Here is a 25,296-nt window from a genome sequence, read left to right on the forward strand (position 1 = left end):
ATTTAGTTCTTCATCGTGGTTCCGGCGGCGAACGCGTCGCGCTGGGCCTTACGTTCTGCTTCCGGAGCCGGTACGAGACCGTATTCGGCAAGCGGGCTGTCTTCGCCGATCATTTGATCGCTGAGGAAGAAGTCGACATATTCCTTCAGGCCCGGAATAACGCCGAGATGCGCCTTCTTGACGTAGAAGAACAGCGGACGCGAGACCGGATACTTGCCCGAAGCGATCGTCTCGGTGCTCGGCACTACGTCCGAAACCGTCGCGACTTTCAGCTTGTCGGCATTGTTTTCATAAAAAGCGAGGCCGAATACGCCAACGCCGGTCTTGTTGGCGTCGATGCGGGCAAGCGTCTCGGGATAGTCGCCATCGATATCGATGGCCTTGCCGTCCTTGCGGATCTTGACGCAGGCAGCAGCCGAAGCTTTTTCGTCGAGGCCGAGCTTCTTGATTGCGTCAGCAGCGCCGGAAGCCTTGCAGCCGCCCGTCATCAGCTTCTCTTCGAAAACTTCACGGGTGCCGTGCTTTTCGCCGGGGATATAGGCAGCAATGTCCCAATCCGGAAGGTTCGGGTTGACCTGGTTCCATTTGGTGTTCGGATTGTCTACGAGCTTGCCGTCAACAACGATCTGAGCGGCGAGAGCGGTGTAGATGTCCTTCGGGACGATCTTCCAGTCCGGACCCTTGATGTCGGTGGCGAAAACGATGCCGTCATAGCCGATGCGGATTTCTTCAACGTCCTTGACGCCAGCGTCCACGCAGGACTTCAGCTCGGTGTCCTTAATGGGGCGCGAAGAGTTGGCAATGTCGATCGTGTCTTCGCCGACGCCCTTGCAGAATTCCTTGATGCCTGCGCCGGAACCACCGGATTCAACAACCGGCGTCTTGAAGTTCGGGAAGGTCTCACCGAACGTTTCGGCAACAATCTTGGCATAGGGCAGCACGGTCGAGGAGCCAGAAACCTGAATCTGGTCGCGGGCAGATGCACCCACCGTCGATGCGGCCACCGCAATTGCAAGCACTGCGGCCGTGGAAATTAGCTTGTTCATAGGAGCAGCTCCTGTTGGTTTAATTCGTGTGACGCCTCTAACGTCGGCTGCGGTCTATAGAAGCTTTATTACAGTCATATGACAGCATTGTAACAGTTATGTTGCAGAGGTTGCGTGGGCCCTTATCCAGCACGTGAATCGAAAATCGCACTGAAACCAAAACCTTATTAGTCTACTGAATTGGGTGTAGATGGGCTCAATCGAATATGATCAATGATTCCAGCAGCTTCTCCGGATAAAATTGCGACAGGCGGCGACAAGCCGGCCAAGTTGCCGCAGGACAGGAACTTAGCCAGCTTAACATGCCCGGTCACGCTCGAAAGTTTCGCTAAATTCTCCGGGCCCGCAATAAGGCTGTGCGCCGTTGAGGGCATCAAAACGAGCGGGAGAACGTTCTAGCCCGATTTCTCGACCGCGTTGGCAAAAAGCTCGCGAAATGCTCGGAGGTCGGACGGATTGACATCGGAAACCGCCCAAAACGTCAGGCCATCCTCATACCATTTGATCAGATTATACCCTTCCCGCACGCTTTCACTGTTTGCCGCTGGTGCGGATGGCCACACGAACACGTTGATAACGTGGGCGTTGCGTCGGTAGACGAGCGCTGCGACAGCCTTGCCGTCAATGTAGTCCATGCGGCCGCCGACGAGGGGAAAGCCATGCGCCGAAAGATCGACCACCGGCGGCGAATAATCGACCTTCCCGTTGAACCACGGCTTCACGGTGTGCTGGTCTGAGGTCAGCACGTCGGTCAGATGGCTGACCATCAACGAACGGACATGGCTGGCGAGAATTTGATCCTGCAGCGACGTTTGCGTCTGCGGCAGCGAGAAGACCAAGAAAAGGCTCGCCGCCAGGGCGGCAAAGGAAGGAATGTAGCTCCAGCGCTTGGTGAATTGCAGCAGCCACGCAGCCCAGTGGTTGGCTTGTGCGCGCGCCCCGCTTTGTTCCTGCGTAATTGCTGCAAGAATTGTCTCGCGGACCTGCGGCGGCATCGCCCACCGAACATTGTCCTGGGACATCATGTGCTTCAGCGATCGGACGTTGTCGAGTTCCCTTGCACAGTTCGCGCAGGTCTGGAGATGCTCTTCGAATGCGAGCGCATGGACCGCATCGAGTTCGTCATCGATATAACCGTGCATCATCACAAACCAGTCCGGGCAGGCGTGAGAGGTCTTGCTCATTTTGCTGCCTCCTCATCGCCGTTCTCGTTGCGCCAGCACCGGCCGAACTCCCGTCGTGCCCGGGCGAGCCGCGACATCACGGTTCCAATCGGCACATCGATGATATCGGCGATCTGGCGGTAGGAAAGCTGTTCGAGTTCGCGCAATACCAGTATTTCCCGCAGGTCGTCGGCGAGCGCGTTGATGATGGAGCGAACCCGCTCCGATTCGGACGCCCGGATAAGCACGTCTTCCGGCGTATCTTCCTCCGACGCTATGTCGGGCGCCTCGGCTCCGGCTTCATCGGAATGCGCAGATTCGGCAAGAGGGGCCTCGAACCGGCGCTTGCGACCCCGCTCCTGCTGCCACGCAAAGTAGCAGTTCCTGACGATGGCAAATATCCAGGCGCGAGCATCGCCGCCGAGGTAGCCGTCGAAATTGCGATAAGCCCGCAAAAAGGCGTCCTGGACGATATCCTGCGCGGCGTCGCTATCGCGGCTGAGATAGCGTGCGAAATTATAGGCCGCGTCCAGTTGCGGAAGCATGAGTTGGTTGAAGCGGGCCGAACGGGCCTCGTCCACGATGGGCGTTCTTGCAGCTGCCGACGAAACCATAAACAGCGTGGTATTCGCCCGTGGCTTAAATCCACGGTCGCCCGCACTCCTGAAATCGAATAGCCCGGACAGCCAGGTGAAGGCCGGATTTTGCGGCAGCAAAGTCGATGTAAGCGCCATGCGCATGCCTCGTACAATTGTCATTTTTGCCTACTGAACATCGAGCGGCAAAAGCCGCATTCACCAGGTAGATCGTCCTGCCGCGTGAAATATTCTCCACATCGATGATTTTTTTGAGACGCCCTCGTTTTTGGGACGGGCCGAAAATGCCGGCGTGACCGCGCTCTTTCGGACAAACCAAATATATCCATTTCAATTCAATGGCTTGTTGGATTTTTCGACTCGGTGCGAGAATAAAATCGCCTTCCATTCAGTCTCCTTGTGCAGCGGATCGAACATTCAATCGGACAAAGTTCTCCGCCCGGAATGAACCATTTTACGAGGAGACGAGCACATGTTTGATATTACACGCCGTACAGTCCTTGGAGCGGCCGCCTCGGCCGCCGCCTTCGGCCTCGCGCGCAAATTGGAAGTCACCCTGCCCGCGCGTGCCGAAGCGCAAGTTGAGCCGGCAACCGGCTTCTACAAATACACGGTCGGATCCATTGAAGTGACCGCCATCTATGACGGCATCTGGCGCAAGCCGCACGATCCGGCGTTCATCAAGAACGCTTCCGTCGACGAGACGAAGCAAGCACTGGCGAAGGCCGGGCTAACCACCGATTTCATGCCGATACCGCTCACCGTCGTCGTCCTCAAGGTCGGTGACCGCGTAATCATGATGGATGCAGGCTCGGGCGTCGGCCAGTGGCAGGCCAACGCAACGCATCTGCCGGCAAATATGAAAGCTGCGGGCATCGACTATACCAAGATCGATACGTTGATGATTTCGCACTTCCATCCCGACCACGTCTGGGGCCTCATGGAAAAGCAGACCAACGCCCCGATCTTCCCCAACGCCGAAATCATCGTCAACGACTCCGAGTATCAGTGGTGGACGGACCCCGGTCGGGTCGACAAGCTGGCCGAGGGCCGCAAAGCGGCAGGACGGCGCATCGCCTCGGTGTTCCCCACCTGGAAGAATTGGACCCGCGTCGAGAATGGAGCCGAGGTAGCGCCCGGCATCCAGATGATCGCCGCCCCCGGCCACACGCCCGGACATTCGGTGTTCCTCGTCACCTCGGGCAGTGAGCAACTGATGGTGTCGGCCGACACGATGTACGTGCCCGCATTGTTGGCGCCGCATCCGGAGTGGCAGGGGAGCTATGATCAGGACGGTCCCATGGCGATCGCTACCCGGCACAAGCTTATCGACCGCGTCATCGCTGACAACATCAAGATCTGCGGGTCGCACTTCCCGTTTCCGGGATCGGGAACATTCGTAAAGGACGGCAACGCCTATGCCTTTACCCCGACCGTTCAAGCCTGACCAAACAAAGGAGCATGAAATTATGATCAAGCACGTACTTATCGGCCTGCTGACATTCGCCGCCACCACGGCTTTCACGCCGCTGGGTTCAATAACGCCGGCCTACGCGGTCGACAACATCGAGCCCAACCCGACGGTGGACCTTACCTCGGTTCGCACGAAGATCGATGCAAAGGACTATGCCGGTGCTTTGGCCGAGCTTCGCGACCTGGCCGAGACCGACCAGCAGGCTGATGTCTACAACCTCCTCGGGTTCACCTTGCGCAAGACCGGCGACTTCGACACCGCCCTCACCTATTACGACAAGGCATTGCAACTTGAACCGGATCATAAGGGCGCCCACGAATATCTCGGCGAGCTCTATGTCGAGACCGGCAAGATGGACAAGGCGCAGGAACAGCTTGCCTCGCTGACCAAGCTATGTCCGGCTGGTTGCGAAGAACTGGATGATCTGCGCAACTTCATTGCGGCGAGATGAACCAATGTCGCGGGCGGTTACTTGCCGCCCGCGACGTGCGCCGACCGCATTTTTCGATCGCGATATATGCAACCATTCCTTGCAGTAAATGAGCCGGAAGCCGTTGACATGGTTGGCATTCCGTAGCCGTATATCGTTTGGCAGCGCCAAGTCCGGCAAGAACTCGGAACCCTATCGCGCCACCACTAAAACAAATCGGAGTGAACTCGATGACGGGTAAAATGAGCAAGGTCGCGCTCTTGGGCAGTGTGATCAGCCTTTGCATGGCAACGGGCGTGATGGCTGCGACGATAAAGGAACTGCAGGGGGCCTGGACCATGGACGGCACCAAATGCGAGGACACCTTCACCAAGAAGGGCAAGTCGACGGTCTTCAAGGACCGAACGGCGTCAACGTCCACCGGGTTGCTGGTTACGGGAAGCAAGGTCGCAGGGCCCAACGCGATCTGCACAACAAAGAGCGTTCGCAAGCAGAAGGACCGGGTTTCGGCCAATCTCAGCTGCGTCGACTCGATGATCCAGAATGACATGACGGTCACGTTCAAGATCGTCGACGCAAAGACATTCCAGCGTTACGATCCGTTCGGCGACAATATGTATGTCACCTACCAGAAGTGCGACATGTGAATAGACAAGGGCTCGCCGCTATAATGCGGCGAGCCCTTTGACGTTTCCTGATCAGAAATGCAAGACGACGCCGAGGATCGGGCCCTGCTGGACAACGTCGAAAACAAAACCGTCATCACTGTAGTCGACCCCGAGGGCACGATAGCCGGCTACGGCCGATACCTTCTCGTTGAACGAATAGCCGATCCCACCCGCAACGTCCCAATCAAGGTTTGCCTGGCCGCCACCAACCAGGCCCCAGCCTGTTAAATAGATATTGTTGGTAAGCGAATATTTGCCGCGCACGCCGGCAAGCGCATCAACCCATGTAGCACTGTCGCTTCGATCGACGCCGTCAAGTATGCCGCCGTTGAATGAAATCTCAGTCTTGGCGTACCAGAGACGGGCCGCTGCGACGAGGTCGAGATTGCCTCGGTCGTTTTGCAGCACCGAATAGCCGCCGCCGAGCAGGCCGGCGAACGTTTCGGAAGACACACCGACGCTATCCGCCAATATTCCTCGCGGTGTCCCCGATGCGTCTGAAATCTTGCTGTACATCACGTCGGCAAAAATGCTGTACCGGTCGTAGCGCGCTTCGCCGATTGTCATCGCGGCAAAGTCAAGCTCGTCCCAGATATCGCTGAAGCTCATATCCGTGTGTACGGGCGGGAGGCCGAAGACGCCCGTATCCCCGGACATTCCCGCCGCCCAGAAATAGGGGCTGACCGCGAATGTCCAACCGTCCCTCTCGACCTGATTCATTTCCGGCGCCATCGCGGAGTAAATATCAGCGGCGCGTACCGGGCTGGCGGCGAGCAGACCCGCAGCCAGTACGGACACAAGTGCGATAGGATTTTTCATGTCATTCCCCCGAGTTCTGCGCAAGCACTCAATCCTCGACCGGTTCCCATGACTTGTCAGGATTGAATGACCTTATCTCCTTTGCGCGCTTATCGGTAGCCGGGCCAAGGTCTTTTTCGTAGATGGTGCCATGATGGCTCACAACAAATGTCTTGACGCCCGTTTCGTCATAGACCGCCGGCCAGGCGATCAGCGCGTAACCTGCGATCATGTTGCCATTGATGACGAAATCATACTTGCCGCCGGCGATGTTATCGCCCTGTGACCTGAGTATTCTGTAGCGATAGCCGAAATACCCATGATCCGAGGCAGGAGCGCCCTCGATCTTGCTTGCTTCGCCGAAATTGCCGGCAGGGCTCTCCTCGCCGCCTGCCGATGGCCAATAAAGTCCATCCTGCTTGCCTTTGTCGCTAATGAGCTTTTGGGCAAATTCAAGCACGCCATCGCCATCGTGATCGCTTTGGGCGTAAAGCACCTGCGCGGCGACGTAATTGCGCATGGTCTTGATAGCTTCGAGTTCGTTTTCACCGATTCGCCGCGCCACGACCTCTTCGAGGCCGGCAAGCGTATCAAACTGCCAACCGGCATCGTGCTTGACCAGCGGAAATGGGAAGGGCCAGTCGAGATTTCCAAGGATGACGGTCTTTGAGCCATCCTCGCGATCCTTGAGTTCGGCACGCTCCTTCGATGCCTTCTGGAGATCGCTCAGCCGGTCGTCGAAATCATCGGATTTCTTCGCAGCCGCTGCGTTGAGGCCCAGAACCTTTGCCAAGGCATCCACGTCCTTTGCATCGAGGTCTTTCTTCAAGGCATCGAGCGCTTCGCCCGGTTCCTTGAACATTTGCGGCTCAGCGCCGACGAAACGCTGCAAGGAGGGTTCCGCCGCAAATGATGGTGCAGAGGGGGCCGCCAGTGCAATGAAGGCGGAGGCAAGCAGTATTTTGAAAGTTGTCCTGTACATATCGAAATCCCTTCAAGGAATGCGCAATTGGTGTTGAGTGCGGTCAGCGATGGAAACGGCCACCGCCGCCGTGAAAACCACCACCACCGCCGTGGAAACCACCGCCACCACCGTGGAACCCGCCGCCACCACCTTGGAAGCGCCCACCGCCGCCCTGGAAGCCACCGCCGCCGCCCTGGAAGCGCTGTCCGCCGCCACCGCCGCCGAGGCTCAGATTGCCCCGTTGCGAGGCAGAACGCGCGTCGCGACCCGGTCCGTAATTGCCGAGGGCGCTCGGCTGCCTTGGGCGATTGTCGACGCGGCCCGCGGCCTTCTGCGCATTGGCACGCACATTGCCCTTGTTCTGACCAATATTCCTGTTCCCGGCCTGATTTTGCAGCTTGCCTGCGAGATCACCGCCTCCAGCCTGATTCTGGAGCTTTCCAGCAAGATTGCCGCCGCCGGCCTGCCCCTGGAGCTTGCCAGCGAGGTTGCCGCCCTGCCCCTGCAGCTTGCCGGCAAGATTGCCGCCGCCCTGCTTCAGCTGATTCTGGACGTCGCGCCGAACATCAGAACTCTGCAGCCGCGATCCGACGCCGGCAAGGCCGCCGCCAGCGCCAAGATTCTGCAAGCCGCCGTTTTTGAGATCGAGACGGTTCGCATTGTTTTCGCGCAGATTGTTCGTGATCGAATCGCGATCGAAATTGAACTTGCTGTTGTCGAAATTTAGATTGTTGATGTTGTTTCTGTCGAAATGGAAATCGTCGCGGTTGAAGTTGTTGACGTTGATGTTGACGTCATTGCCTCCCCACGAATGCCAGTTATCCCAATCGACGGCGGCACCGAACGCGACCCCGGTCACGAAGCCGGCCCAATACGGCGCGTAAGGATAATAGTAGGACGGATAGGGGTCGCCGTAGACAATGGGCGCGGCCGCGACATAGGTAGGGCTCGTCAGGATGACGGGATCATAGGTCGGAACGTAGGTCACTTCCTTCTTGGCCGGGCGGATGATCACATTGTCGTTCTTGGTTTCGACGACGACCTTGTCGTTGGACTTGATCGTGCCATTTGCAACCGCCTTGTCACGCAAATCCTGGATGGCGACGAGCACGTCCTTCTGCTGATTGACGACGGCGGTTTCGAGCTGCTGCGTCCAATCAAGGTCGTCGCTCATCATCTTCAGGACCGTCGGATAGTTGAGAAGCGATACCACGCTTCCATCCCATGCAGCATCCGGCTTTGCGTTTGGCTTGTTCTGTTCTATAAACCGCTCAGCCTGCACGATCTGCAGCGGGTTGAGGCTGGCCGACAATACCAATGCGACAAGATCGTCTGGATAGAGCGCGATCCGCGCAACGAGGATTTGCAGTTCGTCCGCCGTCATCAGTACCGGAGCTTCAGCGGCGGGCGTTGCATGCGTTGCGGCGGGCGCCGCTGCCGGTGCAGGTGCGGCGGCGGTCTGGGCGAAGGCATAATTTAAATCAGGTCCGGAAAATAAAATGAATGCGACTGATGAAATGAGGGCAATCGTCTTGTAGTGCAATGGCATTCCGGCATCTCCTTGGTGGTTCGCTTTCGCGACAGGCAATTTCATTGCTTGCTTATGGTTACGTAAGAATACTCACATCTTTTCGAGCGACAGCACCTGCCCCGTCTGGTCGATCAGGCAGGTTGAGCGCTGACCCTTTGCCTCGAGTATGATCTGGTATTTCCCGCCGTCGAGCGCGCTCGAACTGACCGGCAGCACCGAAGCGTGATCGGCGCCGAACTTTTGCGTCGCGGCGTTGGCACAGGCGACCTGCAGGTCGGCTGGAGCAGTCTGCTGCGTGTTTCTCGCCATGTTTTCGGGCGCAGGCGTATTCGATACGCATCCCCCGAACGTCAAGGTGCCAGCGGCAAGCGCAATCCAGACGAGCGTTTTCGTGTATTCCCGATCAGACTTCCAAAGCATCGTGTCCCCCTGCTCCAGTTGCTTAAACACCTTTGTAAAGTGAAGCGCCCTGCATGAGCACGATCACCTTGGCGCCGACCTGTATCTGTGAGGCAAGATCGACGATATCGTCATTGTTCATTCTGATGCAGCCCGACGAGACGTTAAGTCCGATCGACCAGGGTTCAGGCGTGCCGTGGATGCGGTAGATGGTGTCCTGGTCGCCATCATAGAGATAGAGCGCCCTTGCGCCGAGCGGATTGTCGGGCCCGCCGGGCATGCCGCCGGCAAACTTGACGGCGTTCGGATCGCGCGCCACCATTTCTGCGGGCGGAGTCCAGGTCGGCCACTCGGCAATGCGGCCGACGCGGACGATGCCTGCCCAACCAAACCCGTCACGGCCGACACCGATACCGTAGCGAACAGCCTGACCGCCGCCCTTGACCAGATAAAGGAAATGCTGGTTGCCATCGATGATGATCGTTCCAGGCTTTTCGGCCGTGCGGAACGTAACCATTTGCCGTCTGAACGCTTCCGGAACCTGGCCATTGGCGGCGTAGTATTTGCGCGCCTTGCGGCTGTCGTAGGGTATCCAGGTACGCGTCTTCACATCGTAAATCTGGGTCTTTGGAACTTGCGCGAAACCAAGTCCGAACGGAGCGACCAGAACAAGGCTTGCCACCGCCACCCCGGCAACGAGCTTCGCCCTCAACGGATTACGCAGGTGCATGGTCATTGCCCTCCCCCCTTTACCCACTTCGCGATACGATCCGGGTTCTTTTCCACCCAGGCCTCGGCGTAGTCTTCCGGTGTCTGGCGGTCGACTTCCACCGCATAGCTCATGTCGGTGATTTCCTCGGGCGTGAAATCGATGCTTTCGAGGAACTTGGTCACCTCGGGCTTGCGCGTCGCCAACGCCTTGGCATAGGCGATGTGAAAATGCGCCTTGTCCCATGCGACGGGCGCGTTTGATTTGGCGAGCCAGTCGGGATCGTCGGCGGGAAGGACGACGTGCCACTTGGCGGGGTCGAAGGCCGGCTCGTCGAGCTTGACGATATCATGCAGTTTGAAGACGACGTGCGGGCTGTAGCAGGCGAAGACCACGGGCTTGTCCGCGGCCTCGGCCGCATCCACTGACGCCATGCCCATGTCCTCGGGCATTTGCAGAAGCTGCAGGTCCTTGTCGTAACCATAGCTTTTGGCGCGGATTTGCTCGATGGCCGTCGACGACCAGGTTTCGGCGCCGACCCACATCTCGCCTTTGCCATCGCCGTCGGTATCGAGGGCGGCGGTCTTCTTGGCGTCCAAGAGATCGGTGACCGAGTGGATTCCGGTCTTTTCGACCGTCTGCTTGGTCGTGCAGATGCCCTGCCAAGCATCGACGCCGGTATCGGCGAGTTGAACCTTGTCGGCATATTTGGTGACGAGAGAATTCAGGTTCGGCAGCCACACTTCGGGATGCACGTCGACCTCGCCCGACGCAAGGCCGGCAAAGGCGATCATCGTACCCATCTCGCGAACCTCGACGTCGAGGCTCAGTTCCTTTTTCAGGGCGCTCTTTATGATGTTGGCCGTCACCTGCCCCGAAGGCCAGTTCGGCATTGCGACCACAAGATCGGCGGCGCCGGCCAGTCCGGACTGGGCCATTGCCAGCAGCAACGTCAACGCTGCGGTCTGTCCCAACCGTGCCATCCTCTTTCGCAGCGCCGGTCCCCCCAAGCCAAGCTCATCCACAGATTGCAAATGGCTCCCGAACGATCGTTGACTCATGTTCAGCGCTCCCGCTGTTTCGTTGCGCGCATTAGCCAACATCGCGTCCGTTACCGGAAGTACGTAACAGTTAATTTTTGCCGCATCGCCGTTTCCAGTGTAGGGGTAAACCGTGCCGGCGAGATGATCGTGGCAGATGAATACGAGGATTGGCATGACACGAATTCTGATCGCGGACGACCATGAGATCGTCAGACAGGGCGTCCGCGCGATCCTGTCGAAGCGCGATCGCTGGGAGGTCGTGGCGGAAGCCGGCGACGGTCGCGACGCCGTCGAACAGGCGCGCCTCAGCGAGCCTGACATCGCCATCCTCGACTATGCCCTGCCTTTCATCAACGGCGTGGAAGCGGCGCGCCAGATCAGGCTGCACAGTCCCAAAACCGAAGTCCTCATCTTCACCCAGCATGACAATGAGGCATTGCTGCGCAGCATCCTGGAGGCCGGCGTTCGCGGCTACCTCCTGAAATCGGACGCAACGCTCTATCTCGTACAGGCCGTCGAGGCCCTGGAACATCGCCAGCCGTTTTTCACCAAAACCGTCTCGGACATCCTGGTCTCGTCCTATCTCGCCAAGGCGGACGCTTCCCCGAGTGTCCTGACGTCGCGCGAAACCGCAGTGGTGAAGCTCATCGCCGAGGGACACAGCAACAAGGAGACGGCAGCAATCCTCGGTCTCAGTGAAAAGACCGTGGAAAGCCATAGGGCGGCCTCGATGCGCAAGCTCGATGCGAAGTCGACCGCCTCGCTGGTTCGCTACGCGATTCGCAATCGGCTGATCGAAGCTTGACCGGATGGCCGTCGCATGAGCTTTAACAAACTGACATTTTCGTCCACTACTAGCTCAAGCCAGCATGTACACATTGTCGTCGTTCGGCGCGTATCGTTTTGTCTTAGTTCGGAGCAATCCGCCTGTTTGAAAGCCTGACCATGGTTCGTCAATATTCGAAAGCACGTTTGTTCCGGTCCGTCCGCACATTCTCCCCTGCCATTATTGTCCTTGGTTTGGCCCTTGCCGGATGCGCAGGGCACCCCAAAGGCGTGATGGCGCCGGTCATGACCACCGGTGCGACCGGTGGCTCGTCGGTCGACATGCTGGTCGTGACAAGCCGCGTGCCGTCGGACGATCCGGCAACGCTCTTTACCGGCGAGCGTAGTCCAAAACCCTACATGACCGATATCACGGTCTCGATCCCCTCCGACAAGATTCGCAAACCCGGCACCGTACAGTGGCCGAAGCGGCTTCCGCCCAATCCGAAGACCGACTTCGCGGTCACCCACGTGAAGGAATTGAATTCGGTTGCCGAAGGACGCGCTTGGTTCCGCGAGCATGTCGTCGGCGGCCATGCGCTGGTCTTCGTGCACGGGTTCAACAATCGCTATGAGGACTCCGTCTTCCGCTTTGCCCAGATCGTGCACGACTCCGGCGCACAGGTGACGCCGATCCTGTTTACTTGGCCTTCGCGCGCCAGCGTCTTCGACTACAATTACGACAAGGAAAGCACGAACTATTCGCGCGTCGCCTTCGAGCAAACCTTGCGCACGCTCGCCAACGATCCTGAAGTTAAGGATATCACGGTCATGGCCCACTCGATGGGCACCTGGCTTGCCATGGAGTCGCTGCGCCAGATGGCAATTCGCGATGGACGCGTAGCGCCGAAGATCGACAATGTGATCCTCGCTTCACCGGATATCGATGTCGATGTGTTCGCGCGGCAATTCACCGAGATGGGAGAAAAGCGCCCGAAGTTCACGATTTTCGTTTCGCAGGACGACCGCGCTCTCGCCGCGTCGCGTTTCATCTCCGGCGATGTGCAGCGGCTTGGAGCCATCAATCCGGCGGAGGAGCCTTACCGCTCGAAGCTGGAACACGCAGGCATCACCGTTATCGACCTCACCAAGGTGAAAGCCGGCGATAGCCTCAACCACGGCAAGTTCGCCGAGAGCCCGCAAGTGGTCCAGCTTATCGGCCAGCGCCTCGTGACCGGGCAGACGCTGACGGACTCCAACGTCTCGCTTGGACAGGGCATCACGGCAGTCGTTGCCGGATCGGTCAGCACCGTCGGCAATATCGCAGCGAAAACCGTGGCGGCGCCGCTGACCGTGATTGAAGAGCCAAAGCGCATGCCGAAGAAGAGCGACGAACTCGGTTCGACCTTGGGCAGCCCGACACCATCGAAGGAACTGAGCTACTAGGGTGATGCGATGACCGACGATCACAAGGACGGCCAGCAGTTCCTCATTGCGCGTGGGGGGCCGTTCTATGATCTGCAGTTGCAAGCGAAACTCGTCCGTCGCCAGGACCTTAAGCCCGCACTGCGCGCGGCCCTCTTCGTGGGGCTCAGCTGGGGTGTGCCGCTGCTCTTGAGCCTGGTTGCAGGCACTGCTTTCGGGCCGCTTGCAGAGCGGCCTTTCCTGCTCGACCCCGGACCCTGGGCCCGCTTTTGCCTTGCCATCGGCCTGCTGATGCTTGCCGAGACCCAGATCGAAAACAATCTTCGCGAAGGTGTGCGGAACTTCTTTTCGGGCCCATTGCTTCCCGAGGCATCCAGAGCCGGGGCCAGCGCTGCCGTTGCCAAGGCGCTTTGGCGAAGGAACGCCCCGGCCGGCGACCTGGTCAGTCTCTTTCTGGCGATCGTCTCCTCGTTCCTCCTCTACCACAACATGCAGGACCAGCCACTGGCTTCCTGGGCGGCGGCCGTCGGGCCGGACGGTCCGACACCGAGCCTCGCAGCCTGGTGGGCGGTTGCCGTCAGCAACACGCTATTCTGGTTTCTCGCCGCCCGCGCATTCTGGCGCCATATCATCTGGTCGATGCTGCTTGCGGATTTTTCCAAGCTGGAAACGCGACTTGTCGCCACTCACCCGGACGGGCACGCCGGCCTTGGTTTCGTCGGCCAATACCCCAATGCCTATATGCTCTTTACGGTGGCCGTCAGTTGTGTGATTGCCGCGTCGGTGACCCACGAGGTGCTGCATGGCAGCTTTACCGTTACTGCAATCGCACAGGTCATGGGGCTGTGGCTGGCCCTCATTTTTGCCTATTTCGGCATACCGCTCGCCGGCTTCATAGCGCTTCTCGCCAACTTCAAGAAGCGCGCACTGCGTGCGGCGAGCGAACGCGGAACGGACTTCCAGCGGCAGGTCGAGCGCAAGACGTTCGGCAAGAATCTCGTGGCCGATGACGGCAAGGCGATGGCCGACGATGAACTCGGCGATCCCGGCAAATTCTACGACGCCGCCAAGAAGCTATCGCCCATGCTGGTGACCCGCTCTACCCTGGTACCGGTGTCCGCGGCCGCCCTGCTTCCATTCGTGGCCGTCGCGATCACGCAGCTGCCGATCAAGGAACTCGTACCGGTGCTGAAGCGCCTGCTGCTTCTCTAGCCGCCTTTGGCTCCGGCATTGACCGCGTCGGCATGCTCGCCGAGGCGCTCGACGAGCATCGAATAGGCAACGTAATATTTGAAGATGTTGCTGACGTATTGCACCGTCTCCCGCCCGATGATATCGGCCGCCGAATTCTCCACATTGCCGAACCAGATGTTCGGATCGAGCCCCATCTGCGTGGCCCTTTTCCGGAACTTGTTGAGGTTGCCCGGGCCGGCATTATAGGCGGCAAATGCCATCAACTGGCGGTCGCGTTCCTTCATGTCCGGCTCGTTGAGGTAGGTATCGATAAGATAGCGCAAATATTTCGACCCGGCTTCAACGTTGCGGTCCTGGTCCTTGTCGATGCCGTTTATGCCGACCGCCTTGTCTCGCGCGGTGGCGGGCAGCAGTTGCATGATTCCGACGGCGCCCCTCGGGCTGCGTTTCGCCTGATCGAGTTTTGATTCCTGATAACCCTGCGCCATCAACATCAGATAATCGAAGGAATAGGTCTTGCCGTGTTTGCGGAATATCTCGACAAGCTGCTTGAATTTTTCCACGTCTTCGCCCGAATAGGCGCGCTGCAGGATCTTGTCGCTCTTGAAATATTTGCTGCGCAACATGTTGCCGAACGCCGTTCCAACGCGGTGGGCGGCGACGAAAGTGTCGAGTTCCTTCTTGAGTTGCGGGCTGTTTTTGCGGATCGCCCAGGCAATCTCGCCGTCCTTGGCGACTGCGATATCCTCATGCACCTTGATGTCGGTAAAAATCGTCGCCCAGATATCCGCCTTGTATTTGTCGACGACGGTGTATTGCAAAATGCCGGCATTGACCATTTCGAGGATGTCTTCGTCTTCGAGATTGTCGTCCATGATCCTGAGCTTGATCGGCTCCTTGCCGCGCGACTTAAGGTCCTCGTTTACCTTCAGAAGATGCTCGTAATAGCTGCTCGTTTCCCGCACTGCGAGTTCCTTACCGGACAGTCCGTCAAGGTTGATTACCTCCTCTGACGCCGGCCCTGTTACCAGCACCTCGCTTGCCTTGTCATAGATAGGGATAGTGAAATCGACCTGCTTCAGGCGGTCTGGCGTGATCGTCAGGTTGGCCATGATAATGTCACCAAGCCCTTCGTCCAACGCCGGTATCAGTCGGTCGCGTCCCATCGGGATAAAGGCGACGTGGATGCGATCGACTTCACGCTTCTTGCCGATGTTGAGGGCTGTCTCAAGCTCCAGCCCGAAGTCCACGGCCGTGCCGAGTTCGCGGCCCTTGTCGAGGAAAAAGATCGTCTTGCTGTAAGGAACGAGGACACGGACCAGACGCCGCTGCTTCATTCCGTCAAGATCGTCCAGATGGGGCTGGACGAGGGATTTTGTTTCCGCCACCGCCGGGCTTGCAGGCACGCACAAAAGTGCCAGCGCGAGCGCGACAGCACTGACGAACCACCTCTTATTCATTTGTTTTGGGCCTCCCCGCCCAGCAGCGCCGTGTCGCTATGGTTTCCCGGTTCTATCCTGGATGAGCAACGGCAGTGCACTGGTGAGATTTCACCGACACCACCACTCCCTGCAAGTACGTAACTGTTAATTGGTTGCAGGAAGCGGCTGGGCCAACGGAAGACCGGCTTTGGCCAGCCCGGCCTCGAGTCCATCGATCATGGCCGGAGCATAGCGGCGCGCAATCATGTCGGCGCGGAACGTCGTCCAGAAGCGGTCGTGGTAGCGGGTCAGACGGTCCATGGTTTCCCGGACACCAGAGGCATCACCCAATTGGCCGAAGGCTGCAAGTTCAAGCACATCGGCCAGATAGTTCCCCGAATGACCCATCTGCTGAACCTTGAGCACGGCCTTGGTGAAATCGCCCTTGCGATAGGCATCAAGCGCAAGGATCAACTCGGCATCATCCTGCTTGCCGTTGATCTGTTCTGCCCTGGAGGCGAGGTTGGCGCCCTCGGTCCAATTGCCGTTGGCGAAAAACATTGCGCCAAGCTTGGCTGGTATGAAGCTATTGTTGGGATTGAGCGCCATCGCCCGATAGCCGGCAACGAAGGCCGCTTCACTCTGTCCGTTGTGATAGAGCGCCAGCATTTGCGCATAGCCGGCGCGGTCCGACATCGGCGCCAATGCAACGGCCTTATTGGCCAGAAGCAGCGCCTGCGCTGCAGTGCCGTTGACGACTTCCGGCGCCGCGGACTCGATCATGGTGACTGCCATGGCTGCATTGGCATCGGGATTGTTCGGCATGGCTTGCAAAGTGGCGGCGAGACAGTCGCGAACGGCGTCTAGTTCGGCAGCATCTTGCCGCTCGAGCGCCACCCCGGTTCTAAGGATACAGCCATTGCCGAGACTGGGGGCTGCGAGTTCTCGCGTATACTCGATATTGTTGATGACGCCTTGCGGGCCGGCGAAGCGGGTGGCGAGATCGGTGACAAGCTCGCGGCGAACCTCCGTGTCCGGTCGGTCGTCCGGGGTAGCACGCTCCACCCCCGACCGCAGGGCCTCGCCGCTCACCGGATCGACGACCTGCCACCAGACTGCTCGGCCATTTATGTCCGGGTGATACTTGAGGACGACATGGTAGGGATTGGCAGCGCGCCGCGCGCTTCGGAACCAGCTAAGCGCTGGAACCGTCGCCTTTACCGGGGAAGGCATTTCTGCGGCCGCCAGCGTCAAAGTCTGAAATTGCGAAAGCGCCGTCATCAGATAGTCGCGGATGAGGCCGGCTTCCGCATCGGTGCCATCGCCTGCCAGCTTCATCTCGACAGCAACAACCGGCTTGTCTGAAAAAACACGGCGGTTGGCCGCAACTGCCACGAGAGAAATCGCTGTGATACACACGACGCCTGCTGTAACGGCAAGATGGCGCTTGGTCATGAAGCTACGCGAAGGCTGCGCCGGGGGCATAACGGGCTGTTCTTCCGCCTCCTCGCATTCTTCCACGACCTCCGCTTGCGGCGGCGCCTTGGTGAAAACGGGAATGTATCGGCCGCGCGGCAGTTCGATGCGTATGCTGCCTTCCTCGGCCCGGCTCTCATAATATTGCGCCAGGGAGGCCCGAAGCCGCGTCGCTTCGATGCGAACGATGGGATCGGTCGTCGGGTCGAAACTCGAGGGACGGCCAAAGACGTCGACGGCAATCGTATATGCTTTTACCGATGCTGCACGGCCCTCGAACATCTCCTGGGCGACGAACCTCAGGAAATTCCGGTTACGTTCGGTCGAATGGAATTGTGAGTCCGACAGGAGCCTGTCGAGTTCCGCCCGCGCCTCTTCTTCGGAGATCCTCTCCGAGTCTGGCATGTCGACATTGAAGTCAACTTCCATGTTCGCGCCCCACCCCAGTTTCACTGGATAGTAGAATTGAACGGAACGCTACGCAACGCCATACGGGAAATCCCCCAGGTTGCGATGGAATTGTCCTGACGCAAGACCAGGTTGAGGAGATCAGCGGTCGATATTGGGGACGCTCTGCCTCAGTAGCTTCTGCCGCGCGTGGCGATGCAGATGTCGATCACTTCACTCTCGATGTCAGCGCAGAGCATTTCATATTCAGCAATCAGCTTGAGATCTTTCGAGCCGTTGCGGCGCAAGCGATCAAGCGTGGAGCTGGCCTCGTCGAAGGCATCGCACAAGCTTTGCAATGTCGTATTCCGCGCACTGAGGACCTGCAGCTGCCCACGCATCGCAGGCAGCCTGAGCATCAATTTCCACAGTCCCCTTTGGGCAGACGCGGTCGACATCGCTTCAATTGCATCCCCTGCTCGTTGTTCCGTCGAGCTCCGGTCGGGCCGCAATCAGCAATTATATCCCCAGGCCCCGCTCGGTCATTGATCATAGGATGATGTCTCGCCTTATGGGAGTACGTAACGGTTAACAGGGGTCCGTTGCCGCAAATCCGCGAGCCCAAAAAACGAAATGTTTTGCCTTGGATGAATTTGGATTGCCCCCTTTTTGGTCGTTCTACCCTGGCATGGGCGGGAGGCCGTAAACGTTACAGTTACGAACTTGTCATGCAGGATGGAATCTGGCTCACCTTGGCTTTCAATTAAAGGATGAAGACCATGAGATATTTAAGTTATTCGTTAGATGTATTGATTATGGCCATCGGTGCGATTTCGTTAAGTGCGCAAGCCGCATCGTCGCAGGAACACGCAGACGTAAATGCTGCAAACAACCCGCTGACGCCCAAGATCACGCTGAATTTTCACGACTACTATGTTCCCGAACTGACCGGACTGCCGGGCGACCGCTACGCAAACCAGTTCCTGCTGCGCGGTCTCGTGCCTTCGGACCTTTTCGGCGCACCGCAACTGATCCGTTTCACGCTTCCGGTCGCGACCGCACCGGAATTTCCGACAGGATATACGACGGGTCTGGGCGACCTGACGCTGATGGACATTTTCCTCGTGCCCGGCAAGGAGATTTCATTCGGCGCCGGCCCGCTCGTCGTCCTCCCGACTGCGACGGACGATGCCCTTGGCGCCGGTAAATGGCAGGCGGGCGCCGCCGGCGTTGTGGTCGCACCGCAAAGCTGGGGCCTGCTCGGCGGTCTCGTCACGTACCAGACGTCATTTGCCGGCGAAAGCGACCGGGATGATGTTTCACTCGCAACGTTCCAGCCCATCGTCAATTTCAACTTGAGCAAGGGTTTCTACCTCAGGTCATCCGCCATCTGGAACTTCGACCTGGAGAGCGGGAACTACTCGGTTCCGGTCGGTTTTGGCGTCGGCAAGGTGTTTCAGGTCAACGACAAGGTGACGATGAACGCCTTCGTCGAGCCCCAATACACCGTCTTCGATCACGGTCGCGGCAACCCCGAGTGGCAGGTATTCGTCGGTGTCAACTTTCAGTTTGCGCTGGGCAAATAGGCGAGATCATTTGGCCGTAACCTGACTGAATGACATGCCGTCGATCTTGCCTGCGTCAAGCCGGTAGACGAGGGCTTGCAGGGTCGTCACGCCATTGCTGTTTGGGCCCTGTTCATTCGAGTAACGGATAATCCCGTCATGAATGCTCATGCCGAAAGCCTTTTGCAGATCCGTCTCGTCATCCTTCAAGCCCGGGACCGGCAGCATCCACGCCGTCAAGGTTTCAGGACCTTGCGAGCAGCCTGACCGCGCAGTATCGCTCTCCTCGGCCGATACCATTGTCAGGAGCCGTTTCGAGCCCGCTGCTTCACCATTGGAAATGAACCAGAGATTCGACGCGTGGCCATCGAGCGCAACCTGGTAGCAGAGCCAGCTGACACCATTGGCGCCCGAACCGCGCGTCCTGATCTCGCCGCCAAACGCCTTCTGGATTGCATCGAGCGTCGTTGCTCCGAACGAAATGTCGAGCATGTCTGCCTTGAGCATATTATTGAAGGGCTTGGGCATTTGATAGGACGTTGATTTGGCTGTGCCCCCCGACAGGATCAGCGATGGAAAGCCCGAAAGCCGTACGTCGTCAGCCTTCGCCTGCGCAGCCCATATCCATGGACCGGTGGCGATGATCATTGCACATAGGGTCTTCACGGTGGCCACCTTCATTCACGTCTCCTGCTGAGTTTTCGCGTCTAGCGTGCAGACATCATGAGCGCATCTCAACCGAAGACAAAGTACTTAACTGTTACAGAACGCTCTGCAACAGGCGGATAAAATCTCGTCGTGTTCGCGGTAAAATCTAGGATTGCGTTACAGTTACGTACTTCCTTCGGAAGCCGAAGCCCGAAAGCATGCAGGTCGTCCAAAAAGCCCAATCCAGGGCAGAAACACGCGCAGCGGTTGCAGGGGCCTGATAATACCTCTGCCCAGACACGAGAGTACAATGCTTCAGCACGAAATTTGCCCCCGTCTCCAGGAGGATCCTGATGTCAGTTGAATGGAAGATTGATTTAAGCAGGCTTTGGCAAGCTTGCGTTCCGAACGGAGCCAAGGCGAGAACCTCTCTGCTCGCCGGCGCCGCCATAGCGACAGGGATTGCTTTTGCGCAATGGCCCGGTGTTCAGGCCGCGCAGGCGCAGGACGCTCCCAAACCCAACATCCTCGTCATTTTCGGCGACGATATCGGCCAGACGAATATCAGCGCCTATTCCCGCGGCCTCGTCGGTTACCAGACACCGAATATCGACCGCATCGCCAAGGAAGGCATGATGTTCACGGATTACTATGCCGAGAACAGCTGTACCGCCGGACGCTCTTCCTTCATCACCGGCCAGACGCCGTTGCGCACCGGTCTTTCCAAGGTGGGCGCGCCCGGAGCACCGGTTGGGCTCCAGGATCGCGACATAACAATCGCCCAGGCCCTTAAGCCGCTTGGCTACAACACCGCCCAATTCGGCAAGAACCACCTTGGCGACAAGGATGAATATCTGCCCGTAAAGCACGGTTTTGACGAGTTCTTCGGCAATCTCTATCACCTCAATGCGGAGGAAGAGCCGGAGCGACCCTATTGGCCGAAGGACCCCAATGATCCCTTTGTCAAGAATTTCTCGCCGCGCGGCGTGATCAAGGCAACGGCCGATGGCAAGATCGAGGATTCCGGTCCGTTGACGACGAAGCGGATGGAAACGATCGACGACGAGACCACCGGTGCGGCGATCGATTACATCAAGCAGCACAGCAAGGGCGACAAGCCTTTCTTCGTCTGGATGAACACGACCCGCATGCACGTATTTACTCATGTGCGGGAAGAGTATCGCGGCAAGAGCGGCATGCCGGGCAATGAATATGCCGACGGCATGTGGGAACACGATCAGGACGTCGGCAAGCTTCTGAAGACACTCGACGACGAAGGCATCGCCAACAACACGATCGTCGTCTACACGACTGACAACGGCCCCAACATGTTCTCCTGGCCGGATGCGGCGATGACGCCGTTCCGCAGCGAAAAGGATTCCAACTGGGAGGGCGCGTTCCGCGTCCCGGCGATGATCCGTTGGCCAGGCAAGATCAAACCCGATACTGTGAGCAACGACATGTTCTCGGGCCTCGACTGGTTTCCAACCCTGCTCGCCGCTGCTGGCGACACGGATATCAAGGACCGGCTGCTGAAGGGTACCGATATCGGCGGCAAGAACTTCAAGGTGCATCTCGACGGCTATAATCAGCTGCCTTATCTCGAAGGTCAGCAGCCGAAGAGTGCGCGCGACGAGTTCTACTATTTCGACGACGACGGTAAACTCGTCGCCATGCGTTGGGACAACTGGAAAGCGGTGTTCTGCGAGCAGCGCGCGCCAGGCAACCTCAACATCTGGCAAGAGCCCTTTACCTGCCTGCGTCTTCCCAAGATCTTCAACCTGCGCATGGACCCCTATGAGCGCGCCGACATCACTTCGGACCAGTACAATGACTGGCTCGTGAAGAACGCGTATCTGACGGGTATTGCCACGTTGAAAGCTTCGGAGTTCCTTCAAACCTTCGTCGATTATCCGCCGAGCCAGAAGCCGGCAAGCTTCAGTGTCGATCAGGTGGAGGAAGCCGTTCACAAGAAGATCGACGAGGAACTGGCAAAGCAGAACAAGGCGCAATAACGCCCGTTTGATTTCGATAACCGGCTGGCGCCCACACGATGCGCCAGCCGAACAATCATTACGGAGCGCATCAGATGAGCGTTGATACGCAACTTTGCAACCAGCCTGCCGGTGCCGAACAGTTTGAGGTTTCCATGCCCCAACGATTGACCCTCACGGCGCTGCCTGCCCTTCTGCTTTTCGCCTCGGGGTTTTCAGCTCTGGTCTTTCAGGTCGTCTGGGTACGGCAACTCTCGCTGATCGTTGGCGTCGACGTCTATGCCGTCACGGCAGGCGTTGCAGCGTTCATGGCAGGGTTGGCGCTCGGCAGTCTGTTGCTCGGGCCCGCAATCGATCGCAGCCATTATCCCTTTCGGCTTTATGCGCTGCTCGAGGCGGGTGTCGCCCTTTGCGGCATTGCGGTTACCGTCGCGCTCGCACATTTTGCCCCGTCCTTTGCAATTATCGAGAATTCTGCGGCACCCGTCGCCTGGTTGATCGTTTTCGCTCTCGTCGGTGTTCCCGCCGTCCTCATGGGCGGCACTCTTCCGGCGGTGGTGCGTTCGGTAGCCGCGTCGAACCGCGACATCGGCCTCAAGGGCGGCAGCCTCTATGCGGCAAATACAGCCGGGGCCATTGCTGGCACTCTCGCTGCCGCATTCCTTTTCATCCCCTATCTTGGTGTCTCCGGCACCGCCTATGCTGCGGCGGCGCTGAGCCTTCTTGCAGCTGCTTTTGCGCTCGTCCTTGCCTCGCCTGTTCAAGCGCAAACCATCTCGCCTGCCAATGTGAATGCCCGGAGTGTCCGACTTGCCTTGTTTCTCTATTCCGTGGCGGGCGGCATCGCACTCGGCTACGAGGTCATCTGGACCCAGTCCATCGTCCAGTTCATGAGCACACGGACATTTGCCTTCGCCATCGTGCTCGCCACGTACCTCATTGGTTTGGCCGCAGGCTCCGCACTTGCCTCGAGATGGGTCGATCGCGTTCGCGACCACTGGAGCATTTTCGGCCTGCTGATCGCCGGCGCGGGCCTCGTCGGTCTTTGCGGCATCGCGTTCCTCGGCAACTGGATCATCATGCTGCAGTCCATGGCCGAGTACTGGCTGCTGCAGTTGACAGGAAACCAGCTTGCGGGAATGTCGGCACGCTTTGCGGTCGCCGCGATCCTCATCGTGTTTCCAACGACGCTTCTGCTTGGCGCCGCCTTTCCCTTTGCACTCAAGCTCGTGGTTGACGATGGCCGGACGGGAAGCGGCGTCGGGCTCGTTAGCGGCTGGAACACGCTCGGCAGCATTGTTGGGACGGTCCTGACTGGCTTTGTGCTCGTTCCCACTTTCGGCTTCGTCGGCTCGTTCGGCATCCTCGCCGTCGCTGCCGCCGTCATTGGCCTGATCGCCGTGTTGCGCAACGTCGCGGCCGTACGCCTCCACCGCATTGCCATCGCATCAGTCTGCGTCCTGACACTGGCCCTGGCCTTCCTCATCCCTTCGGATCGCTTCGCCAGTCTGCTGCCTGGTGCCCAGACCGGAAGGCTCGTCTTTTACGAGGAAGGCCTTGGCGCAACCGTCGCGGTCGTCGAACAGGGCCGCGACCGCAAGTTCCGCCGACTCTACATCCAGGGTGTCTCCAATACCGGAGACTCCCTGCCCTCACTGCGTTACATGCGGCTCCAGGCGCTCCTTCCCCTGATAACCATGCAAAAGCAGCCGCAGGCGGCGATGGTTGTAGGCCTCGGAACCGGCATAACCGCAGGTGCGCTCCTGGCCTATGACGGGCTCAACCAGCGCGTCGCCGCTGAACTCCTCCCGGGCGTGCAGCGGGCAGCGAACCTTTTCAACGGCAATTTCAATGCTCCCTCATCGCCCAACCTCGACATCCGGCTGCGGGATGGCAGGCGGGAACTGCTTGGAAGCGAAGTGTCCTACGATCTTGTAACGCTCGAACCGCCGCCGCCCTCGGCCGCAGGGGTCGCCAATCTCTACTCCACCGATTTCTACAGGCTTGCCGCCGCGCGGCTGCGGCCCGGCGGCATGGTCGCCCAATGGCTCCCGTTGCCGACGCAAAACGACGAGGATACACGCTCGCTCGTTCGAAGCTTCATCGATGTCTTTCCGCACGCATCCCTATGGACAACCGAACTGCATGAAATGCTCCTCGTCGGCTCGTTCGAACCCATGAACCTCGATGTCGCTCAGATGAGTGCGCGGTTCGAACAACCCGGCGTGAAGCAGGCCTTGCGCGAAGTCGGCGTCAATTCACTTCCTGAATTGATGGCCACATTCGTGATGGATCGCGAGGGACTTGAAACCTATGCCGCAGACGCGGCCCCTGTTACCGACGATATGCCTCGCATCGAATATGCGGCGTGGGTAAGACCCGACACCTTTCCGACAGTCCTGCCGAAACTTCTCGCCCTTGCCAGTGAACCGCCTCTGGTCAATGCCGATGCGGCCTTCATCACATCCACGAAGCAGGAACGGGAAATTCTCCACACGTTCTACAATGCCGGCCTAAGCGCCTATCGCGGTGATCGGGACGCCTGGCAGCGCAACGCTGCATTCGTGAGTGACCATGCACCGGACAATGCCTATTATGCCTGGTTTTTCGGCGGGAACACACAATGAGCGCACGTGACGACATTCTCGCATTGGGCAAGCGCATCGGCCAGTCGATCATCGGCCAGGACACGATGGTCGAGCGGTTGCTGCTTGGCCTCATCGCCAATGGCCATCTGCTGGTGGAAGGCTTGCCGGGCCTTGCCAAGACCCGGGCAATTAAGAGTTTGGCCAAAAATCTCGATGCGGAGTTGTCGCGGGTGCAGTTCACGCCGGACCTTTTGCCGGCCGACATCACCGGCTCCGAAATCTACTTCAGCGAGGGCGGCAAGGGCGAGTTCAAATTCCAGCAGGGCCCGATCTTCGCCAACCTGATCCTTGCGGACGAAGTGAACCGTGCGCCGGCCAAGGTGCAATCGGCGCTGCTTGAAGCGATGGAGGAACGCCAGGTGACAGTCGGGGGCAAAAGCTATCCCCTGCCCGACCTTTTCATGGTGATGGCGACGCAAAACCCGATCGAGCAGGAAGGAACGTATCCGCTCCCCGAAGCGCAGCTCGACCGCTTTCTCATGCATGTCGAAGTGAGCTACACCGACGAGGAGTCGGAGGCGGCGATCATGCGGCTCGTTCGCAGCGAGGAGACTGCAACCAAGTCCAAACCCGGCAAATCCGACGACAAGCTGGACCCCAAAGCAGTCTTCGATGCCCGGGCCGAAATATCGGCCATCAACGTGTCCAAGCCGGTCGAGGACTACATGGTGGCACTCGTTTTCGCGACACGCTACCCCGACAAGATCGACGCTGACCTCGCCAAATGGCTGCAGGTCGGTGTAAGCCCGCGCGGCGTCATTGGCCTCGATAAGGTTTCACGCGCCTATGCGTGGCTAAAGGGCCGCGACTATGTCACGCCCGACGATGTCAAGGCGATCGTCCATGATGTTTTCAGGCACCGGCTGATCCTGTCCTATGAGGCACATGCCGCGGATATCGGTCCCGACAAAGTCATTGACCGGATCGTCGAACGCGTAGCGGTGGCCTGAGT

Annotated in this window: 24 protein-coding genes; 10 read left to right on the plus strand and 14 right to left on the minus strand. The window is 58.7% G+C overall.

The genetic code is table 11. The annotated features are described in order from the left end of the window. Positions 1-2: 2 nt before the first annotated feature. The 4 genes from AC1DNI_RS17900 to AC1DNI_RS17915 form a co-directional block, all read right to left on the minus strand. Positions 3-1,046, minus strand: coding sequence for a PstS family phosphate ABC transporter substrate-binding protein (locus tag AC1DNI_RS17900; RefSeq protein ID WP_027231569.1), 1,044 nt, complete (start codon positions 1,044-1,046; stop codon positions 3-5). 395 nt (positions 1,047-1,441) lie between these two features. Further along, entirely contained in the window at positions 1,442-2,230 is a 789-nt protein-coding gene (locus tag AC1DNI_RS17905; protein ID WP_477692810.1) for an anti-sigma factor family protein, read from the minus strand. After that, a complete protein-coding gene (locus AC1DNI_RS17910) occupies positions 2,227-2,967 on the minus strand; it encodes a sigma-70 family RNA polymerase sigma factor (protein ID WP_477692811.1) in 741 nt (246 codons plus the stop codon). Before AC1DNI_RS17910 ends, AC1DNI_RS17905 begins: the two co-directional genes overlap by 4 nt. Then, positions 2,849-3,193: a hypothetical protein gene (locus AC1DNI_RS17915; protein ID WP_477692898.1), complete on the minus strand. Its 345-nt coding sequence runs from the start codon at positions 3,191-3,193 to the stop codon at positions 2,849-2,851. The genes AC1DNI_RS17910 and AC1DNI_RS17915 overlap by 119 nt, the downstream gene beginning before the upstream one ends. 84 nt (positions 3,194-3,277) lie before the next feature. Here AC1DNI_RS17915 and AC1DNI_RS17920 point away from each other — a divergent pair, with 84 nt between their 5' ends. The 3 genes from AC1DNI_RS17920 to AC1DNI_RS17930 all read left to right on the plus strand — a co-directional run bounded on the left by AC1DNI_RS17920 (position 3,278) and on the right by AC1DNI_RS17930 (position 5,356). Next, the gene (locus tag AC1DNI_RS17920; protein ID WP_477692812.1) at positions 3,278-4,252 is read left to right on the plus strand and encodes an MBL fold metallo-hydrolase; all 975 of its coding nucleotides are present in this window, start codon (positions 3,278-3,280) and stop codon (positions 4,250-4,252) included. A 22-nt stretch (positions 4,253-4,274) separates the two neighbouring features. Beyond that, positions 4,275-4,730 carry a tetratricopeptide repeat protein gene (locus AC1DNI_RS17925; protein WP_477692813.1) on the plus strand — a complete coding sequence of 152 codons (456 nt, stop codon included), beginning with the start codon at positions 4,275-4,277 and terminating at the stop codon, positions 4,728-4,730. A 209-nt stretch (positions 4,731-4,939) separates the two neighbouring features. Next, positions 4,940-5,356: a hypothetical protein gene (locus AC1DNI_RS17930; protein WP_477692814.1), complete on the plus strand. Its 417-nt coding sequence runs from the start codon at positions 4,940-4,942 to the stop codon at positions 5,354-5,356. Between the two features lie 51 nt (positions 5,357-5,407). Here AC1DNI_RS17930 and AC1DNI_RS17935 read toward each other — a convergent pair whose 3' ends face one another. From AC1DNI_RS17935 to AC1DNI_RS17960, 6 genes are all read right to left on the minus strand, one after another. Next, entirely contained in the window at positions 5,408-6,196 is a 789-nt protein-coding gene (locus AC1DNI_RS17935) for a hypothetical protein (RefSeq protein ID WP_477692815.1), read from the minus strand. 28 nt (positions 6,197-6,224) lie between these two features. Next, a complete protein-coding gene (locus tag AC1DNI_RS17940; RefSeq protein WP_477692816.1) occupies positions 6,225-7,157 on the minus strand; it encodes a DUF2950 domain-containing protein in 933 nt (310 codons plus the stop codon). 43 nt (positions 7,158-7,200) lie between these two features. Then, positions 7,201-8,688 (minus strand): DUF3300 domain-containing protein, encoded by a 1,488-nt coding sequence (locus tag AC1DNI_RS17945; RefSeq protein ID WP_477692817.1) that lies wholly within the window; start codon positions 8,686-8,688, stop codon positions 7,201-7,203. A gap of 72 nt (positions 8,689-8,760) precedes the next feature. After that, the gene (locus AC1DNI_RS17950; protein ID WP_477692818.1) at positions 8,761-9,090 is read right to left on the minus strand and encodes a hypothetical protein; all 330 of its coding nucleotides are present in this window, start codon (positions 9,088-9,090) and stop codon (positions 8,761-8,763) included. 22 nt (positions 9,091-9,112) lie between these two features. Beyond that, on the minus strand, positions 9,113-9,805 hold the full coding sequence (locus AC1DNI_RS17955; protein ID WP_027231578.1) for a L,D-transpeptidase: 693 nt from the start codon (positions 9,803-9,805) through the stop codon (positions 9,113-9,115). Further along, the gene (locus AC1DNI_RS17960) at positions 9,802-10,761 is read right to left on the minus strand and encodes an ABC transporter substrate-binding protein (protein WP_477692819.1); all 960 of its coding nucleotides are present in this window, start codon (positions 10,759-10,761) and stop codon (positions 9,802-9,804) included. Before AC1DNI_RS17960 ends, AC1DNI_RS17955 begins: the two co-directional genes overlap by 4 nt. A gap of 232 nt (positions 10,762-10,993) precedes the next feature. Here AC1DNI_RS17960 and AC1DNI_RS17965 point away from each other — a divergent pair, with 232 nt between their 5' ends. The 3 genes from AC1DNI_RS17965 to AC1DNI_RS17975 all read left to right on the plus strand — a co-directional run bounded on the left by AC1DNI_RS17965 (position 10,994) and on the right by AC1DNI_RS17975 (position 14,223). After that, complete coding sequence (locus tag AC1DNI_RS17965; RefSeq protein ID WP_027231580.1) at positions 10,994-11,626, plus strand: response regulator; 633 nt, start codon at positions 10,994-10,996, stop codon at positions 11,624-11,626. Positions 11,627-11,766: 140 nt separating this feature from the next. Beyond that, complete coding sequence (locus AC1DNI_RS17970) at positions 11,767-13,032, plus strand: alpha/beta hydrolase (RefSeq protein WP_477692820.1); 1,266 nt, start codon at positions 11,767-11,769, stop codon at positions 13,030-13,032. A 9-nt stretch (positions 13,033-13,041) separates the two neighbouring features. Then, positions 13,042-14,223 (plus strand): hypothetical protein, encoded by a 1,182-nt coding sequence (locus AC1DNI_RS17975; protein ID WP_477692821.1) that lies wholly within the window; start codon positions 13,042-13,044, stop codon positions 14,221-14,223. On the opposite strand, the gene AC1DNI_RS17980 is transcribed toward AC1DNI_RS17975, so the two are convergent. The 3 genes from AC1DNI_RS17980 to AC1DNI_RS17990 all read right to left on the minus strand — a co-directional run bounded on the left by AC1DNI_RS17980 (position 14,220) and on the right by AC1DNI_RS17990 (position 17,908). Next, on the minus strand, positions 14,220-15,665 hold the full coding sequence (locus AC1DNI_RS17980) for an MltF family protein (protein WP_477692822.1): 1,446 nt from the start codon (positions 15,663-15,665) through the stop codon (positions 14,220-14,222). The two genes, AC1DNI_RS17975 and AC1DNI_RS17980, sit on opposite strands and share 4 nt — an antisense overlap. A 126-nt stretch (positions 15,666-15,791) precedes the next feature. Further along, positions 15,792-17,531 carry a tetratricopeptide repeat protein gene (locus AC1DNI_RS17985; protein WP_477692823.1) on the minus strand — a complete coding sequence of 580 codons (1,740 nt, stop codon included), beginning with the start codon at positions 17,529-17,531 and terminating at the stop codon, positions 15,792-15,794. A 149-nt stretch (positions 17,532-17,680) separates the two neighbouring features. Next, positions 17,681-17,908, minus strand: coding sequence for a hypothetical protein (locus AC1DNI_RS17990; protein WP_228019418.1), 228 nt, complete (start codon positions 17,906-17,908; stop codon positions 17,681-17,683). 396 nt (positions 17,909-18,304) lie between these two features. Between AC1DNI_RS17990 and AC1DNI_RS17995 the strand changes: the two genes are divergently transcribed. Continuing rightward, complete coding sequence (locus AC1DNI_RS17995) at positions 18,305-19,075, plus strand: hypothetical protein (protein ID WP_370462217.1); 771 nt, start codon at positions 18,305-18,307, stop codon at positions 19,073-19,075. Between the two features lie 6 nt (positions 19,076-19,081). Here the strand turns inward: AC1DNI_RS17995 and AC1DNI_RS18000 are convergent, their stop codons facing one another. Continuing rightward, the gene (locus AC1DNI_RS18000; protein ID WP_477692824.1) at positions 19,082-19,735 is read right to left on the minus strand and encodes a hypothetical protein; all 654 of its coding nucleotides are present in this window, start codon (positions 19,733-19,735) and stop codon (positions 19,082-19,084) included. 320 nt (positions 19,736-20,055) lie between these two features. Here AC1DNI_RS18000 and AC1DNI_RS18005 point away from each other — a divergent pair, with 320 nt between their 5' ends. The 3 genes from AC1DNI_RS18005 (at position 20,056) to AC1DNI_RS18015 (ending at position 25,294) form a co-directional block, all read left to right on the plus strand. Next, complete coding sequence (locus AC1DNI_RS18005; protein WP_477692825.1) at positions 20,056-21,717, plus strand: arylsulfatase; 1,662 nt, start codon at positions 20,056-20,058, stop codon at positions 21,715-21,717. A 74-nt stretch (positions 21,718-21,791) separates the two neighbouring features. Beyond that, complete coding sequence (locus AC1DNI_RS18010; protein ID WP_477692826.1) at positions 21,792-24,323, plus strand: spermidine synthase; 2,532 nt, start codon at positions 21,792-21,794, stop codon at positions 24,321-24,323. Next, the gene (locus tag AC1DNI_RS18015; protein WP_477692827.1) at positions 24,320-25,294 is read left to right on the plus strand and encodes an AAA family ATPase; all 975 of its coding nucleotides are present in this window, start codon (positions 24,320-24,322) and stop codon (positions 25,292-25,294) included. The genes AC1DNI_RS18010 and AC1DNI_RS18015 overlap by 4 nt, the downstream gene beginning before the upstream one ends. Positions 25,295-25,296: the final 2 nt, after the last annotated feature.

Source organism: Phyllobacterium sp. 01N428, from assembly GCF_056399405.1.

What these genes read in the sequence shown, in the direction of transcription:
- AC1DNI_RS17920 (WP_477692812.1), top strand. Translation starts at nt 3,278, where the DNA reads ATGTTTGATATTACACGCCGTACAGTCCTTGGAGCGGCCGCCTCGGCC.
- AC1DNI_RS17980 (WP_477692822.1), bottom strand. Translation starts at nt 15,665, where the DNA reads ATGAATAAGAGGTGGTTCGTCAGTGCTGTCGCGCTCGCGCTGGCACTT.
- AC1DNI_RS17985 (WP_477692823.1), bottom strand. Translation starts at nt 17,531, where the DNA reads ATGGAAGTTGACTTCAATGTCGACATGCCAGACTCGGAGAGGATCTCC.
- AC1DNI_RS17915 (WP_477692898.1), bottom strand. Translation starts at nt 3,193, where the DNA reads ATGGAAGGCGATTTTATTCTCGCACCGAGTCGAAAAATCCAACAAGCC.
- AC1DNI_RS17990 (WP_228019418.1), bottom strand. Translation starts at nt 17,908, where the DNA reads ATGCTCAGGCTGCCTGCGATGCGTGGGCAGCTGCAGGTCCTCAGTGCG.
- AC1DNI_RS17950 (WP_477692818.1), bottom strand. Translation starts at nt 9,090, where the DNA reads ATGCTTTGGAAGTCTGATCGGGAATACACGAAAACGCTCGTCTGGATT.
- AC1DNI_RS17960 (WP_477692819.1), bottom strand. Translation starts at nt 10,761, where the DNA reads ATGGCACGGTTGGGACAGACCGCAGCGTTGACGTTGCTGCTGGCAATG.
- AC1DNI_RS17905 (WP_477692810.1), bottom strand. Translation starts at nt 2,230, where the DNA reads ATGAGCAAGACCTCTCACGCCTGCCCGGACTGGTTTGTGATGATGCAC.
- AC1DNI_RS17955 (WP_027231578.1), bottom strand. Translation starts at nt 9,805, where the DNA reads ATGACCATGCACCTGCGTAATCCGTTGAGGGCGAAGCTCGTTGCCGGG.
- AC1DNI_RS17910 (WP_477692811.1), bottom strand. Translation starts at nt 2,967, where the DNA reads ATGACAATTGTACGAGGCATGCGCATGGCGCTTACATCGACTTTGCTG.
- AC1DNI_RS18000 (WP_477692824.1), bottom strand. Translation starts at nt 19,735, where the DNA reads ATGAAGGTGGCCACCGTGAAGACCCTATGTGCAATGATCATCGCCACC.
- AC1DNI_RS17935 (WP_477692815.1), bottom strand. Translation starts at nt 6,196, where the DNA reads ATGAAAAATCCTATCGCACTTGTGTCCGTACTGGCTGCGGGTCTGCTC.
- AC1DNI_RS17900 (WP_027231569.1), bottom strand. Translation starts at nt 1,046, where the DNA reads ATGAACAAGCTAATTTCCACGGCCGCAGTGCTTGCAATTGCGGTGGCC.
- AC1DNI_RS17970 (WP_477692820.1), top strand. Translation starts at nt 11,767, where the DNA reads ATGGTTCGTCAATATTCGAAAGCACGTTTGTTCCGGTCCGTCCGCACA.
- AC1DNI_RS17925 (WP_477692813.1), top strand. Translation starts at nt 4,275, where the DNA reads ATGATCAAGCACGTACTTATCGGCCTGCTGACATTCGCCGCCACCACG.
- AC1DNI_RS18015 (WP_477692827.1), top strand. Translation starts at nt 24,320, where the DNA reads ATGAGCGCACGTGACGACATTCTCGCATTGGGCAAGCGCATCGGCCAG.
- AC1DNI_RS18005 (WP_477692825.1), top strand. Translation starts at nt 20,056, where the DNA reads ATGTCAGTTGAATGGAAGATTGATTTAAGCAGGCTTTGGCAAGCTTGC.
- AC1DNI_RS18010 (WP_477692826.1), top strand. Translation starts at nt 21,792, where the DNA reads ATGAGCGTTGATACGCAACTTTGCAACCAGCCTGCCGGTGCCGAACAG.
- AC1DNI_RS17975 (WP_477692821.1), top strand. Translation starts at nt 13,042, where the DNA reads ATGACCGACGATCACAAGGACGGCCAGCAGTTCCTCATTGCGCGTGGG.
- AC1DNI_RS17940 (WP_477692816.1), bottom strand. Translation starts at nt 7,157, where the DNA reads ATGTACAGGACAACTTTCAAAATACTGCTTGCCTCCGCCTTCATTGCA.
- AC1DNI_RS17995 (WP_370462217.1), top strand. Translation starts at nt 18,305, where the DNA reads ATGGCCATCGGTGCGATTTCGTTAAGTGCGCAAGCCGCATCGTCGCAG.
- AC1DNI_RS17945 (WP_477692817.1), bottom strand. Translation starts at nt 8,688, where the DNA reads ATGCCATTGCACTACAAGACGATTGCCCTCATTTCATCAGTCGCATTC.
- AC1DNI_RS17965 (WP_027231580.1), top strand. Translation starts at nt 10,994, where the DNA reads ATGACACGAATTCTGATCGCGGACGACCATGAGATCGTCAGACAGGGC.
- AC1DNI_RS17930 (WP_477692814.1), top strand. Translation starts at nt 4,940, where the DNA reads ATGACGGGTAAAATGAGCAAGGTCGCGCTCTTGGGCAGTGTGATCAGC.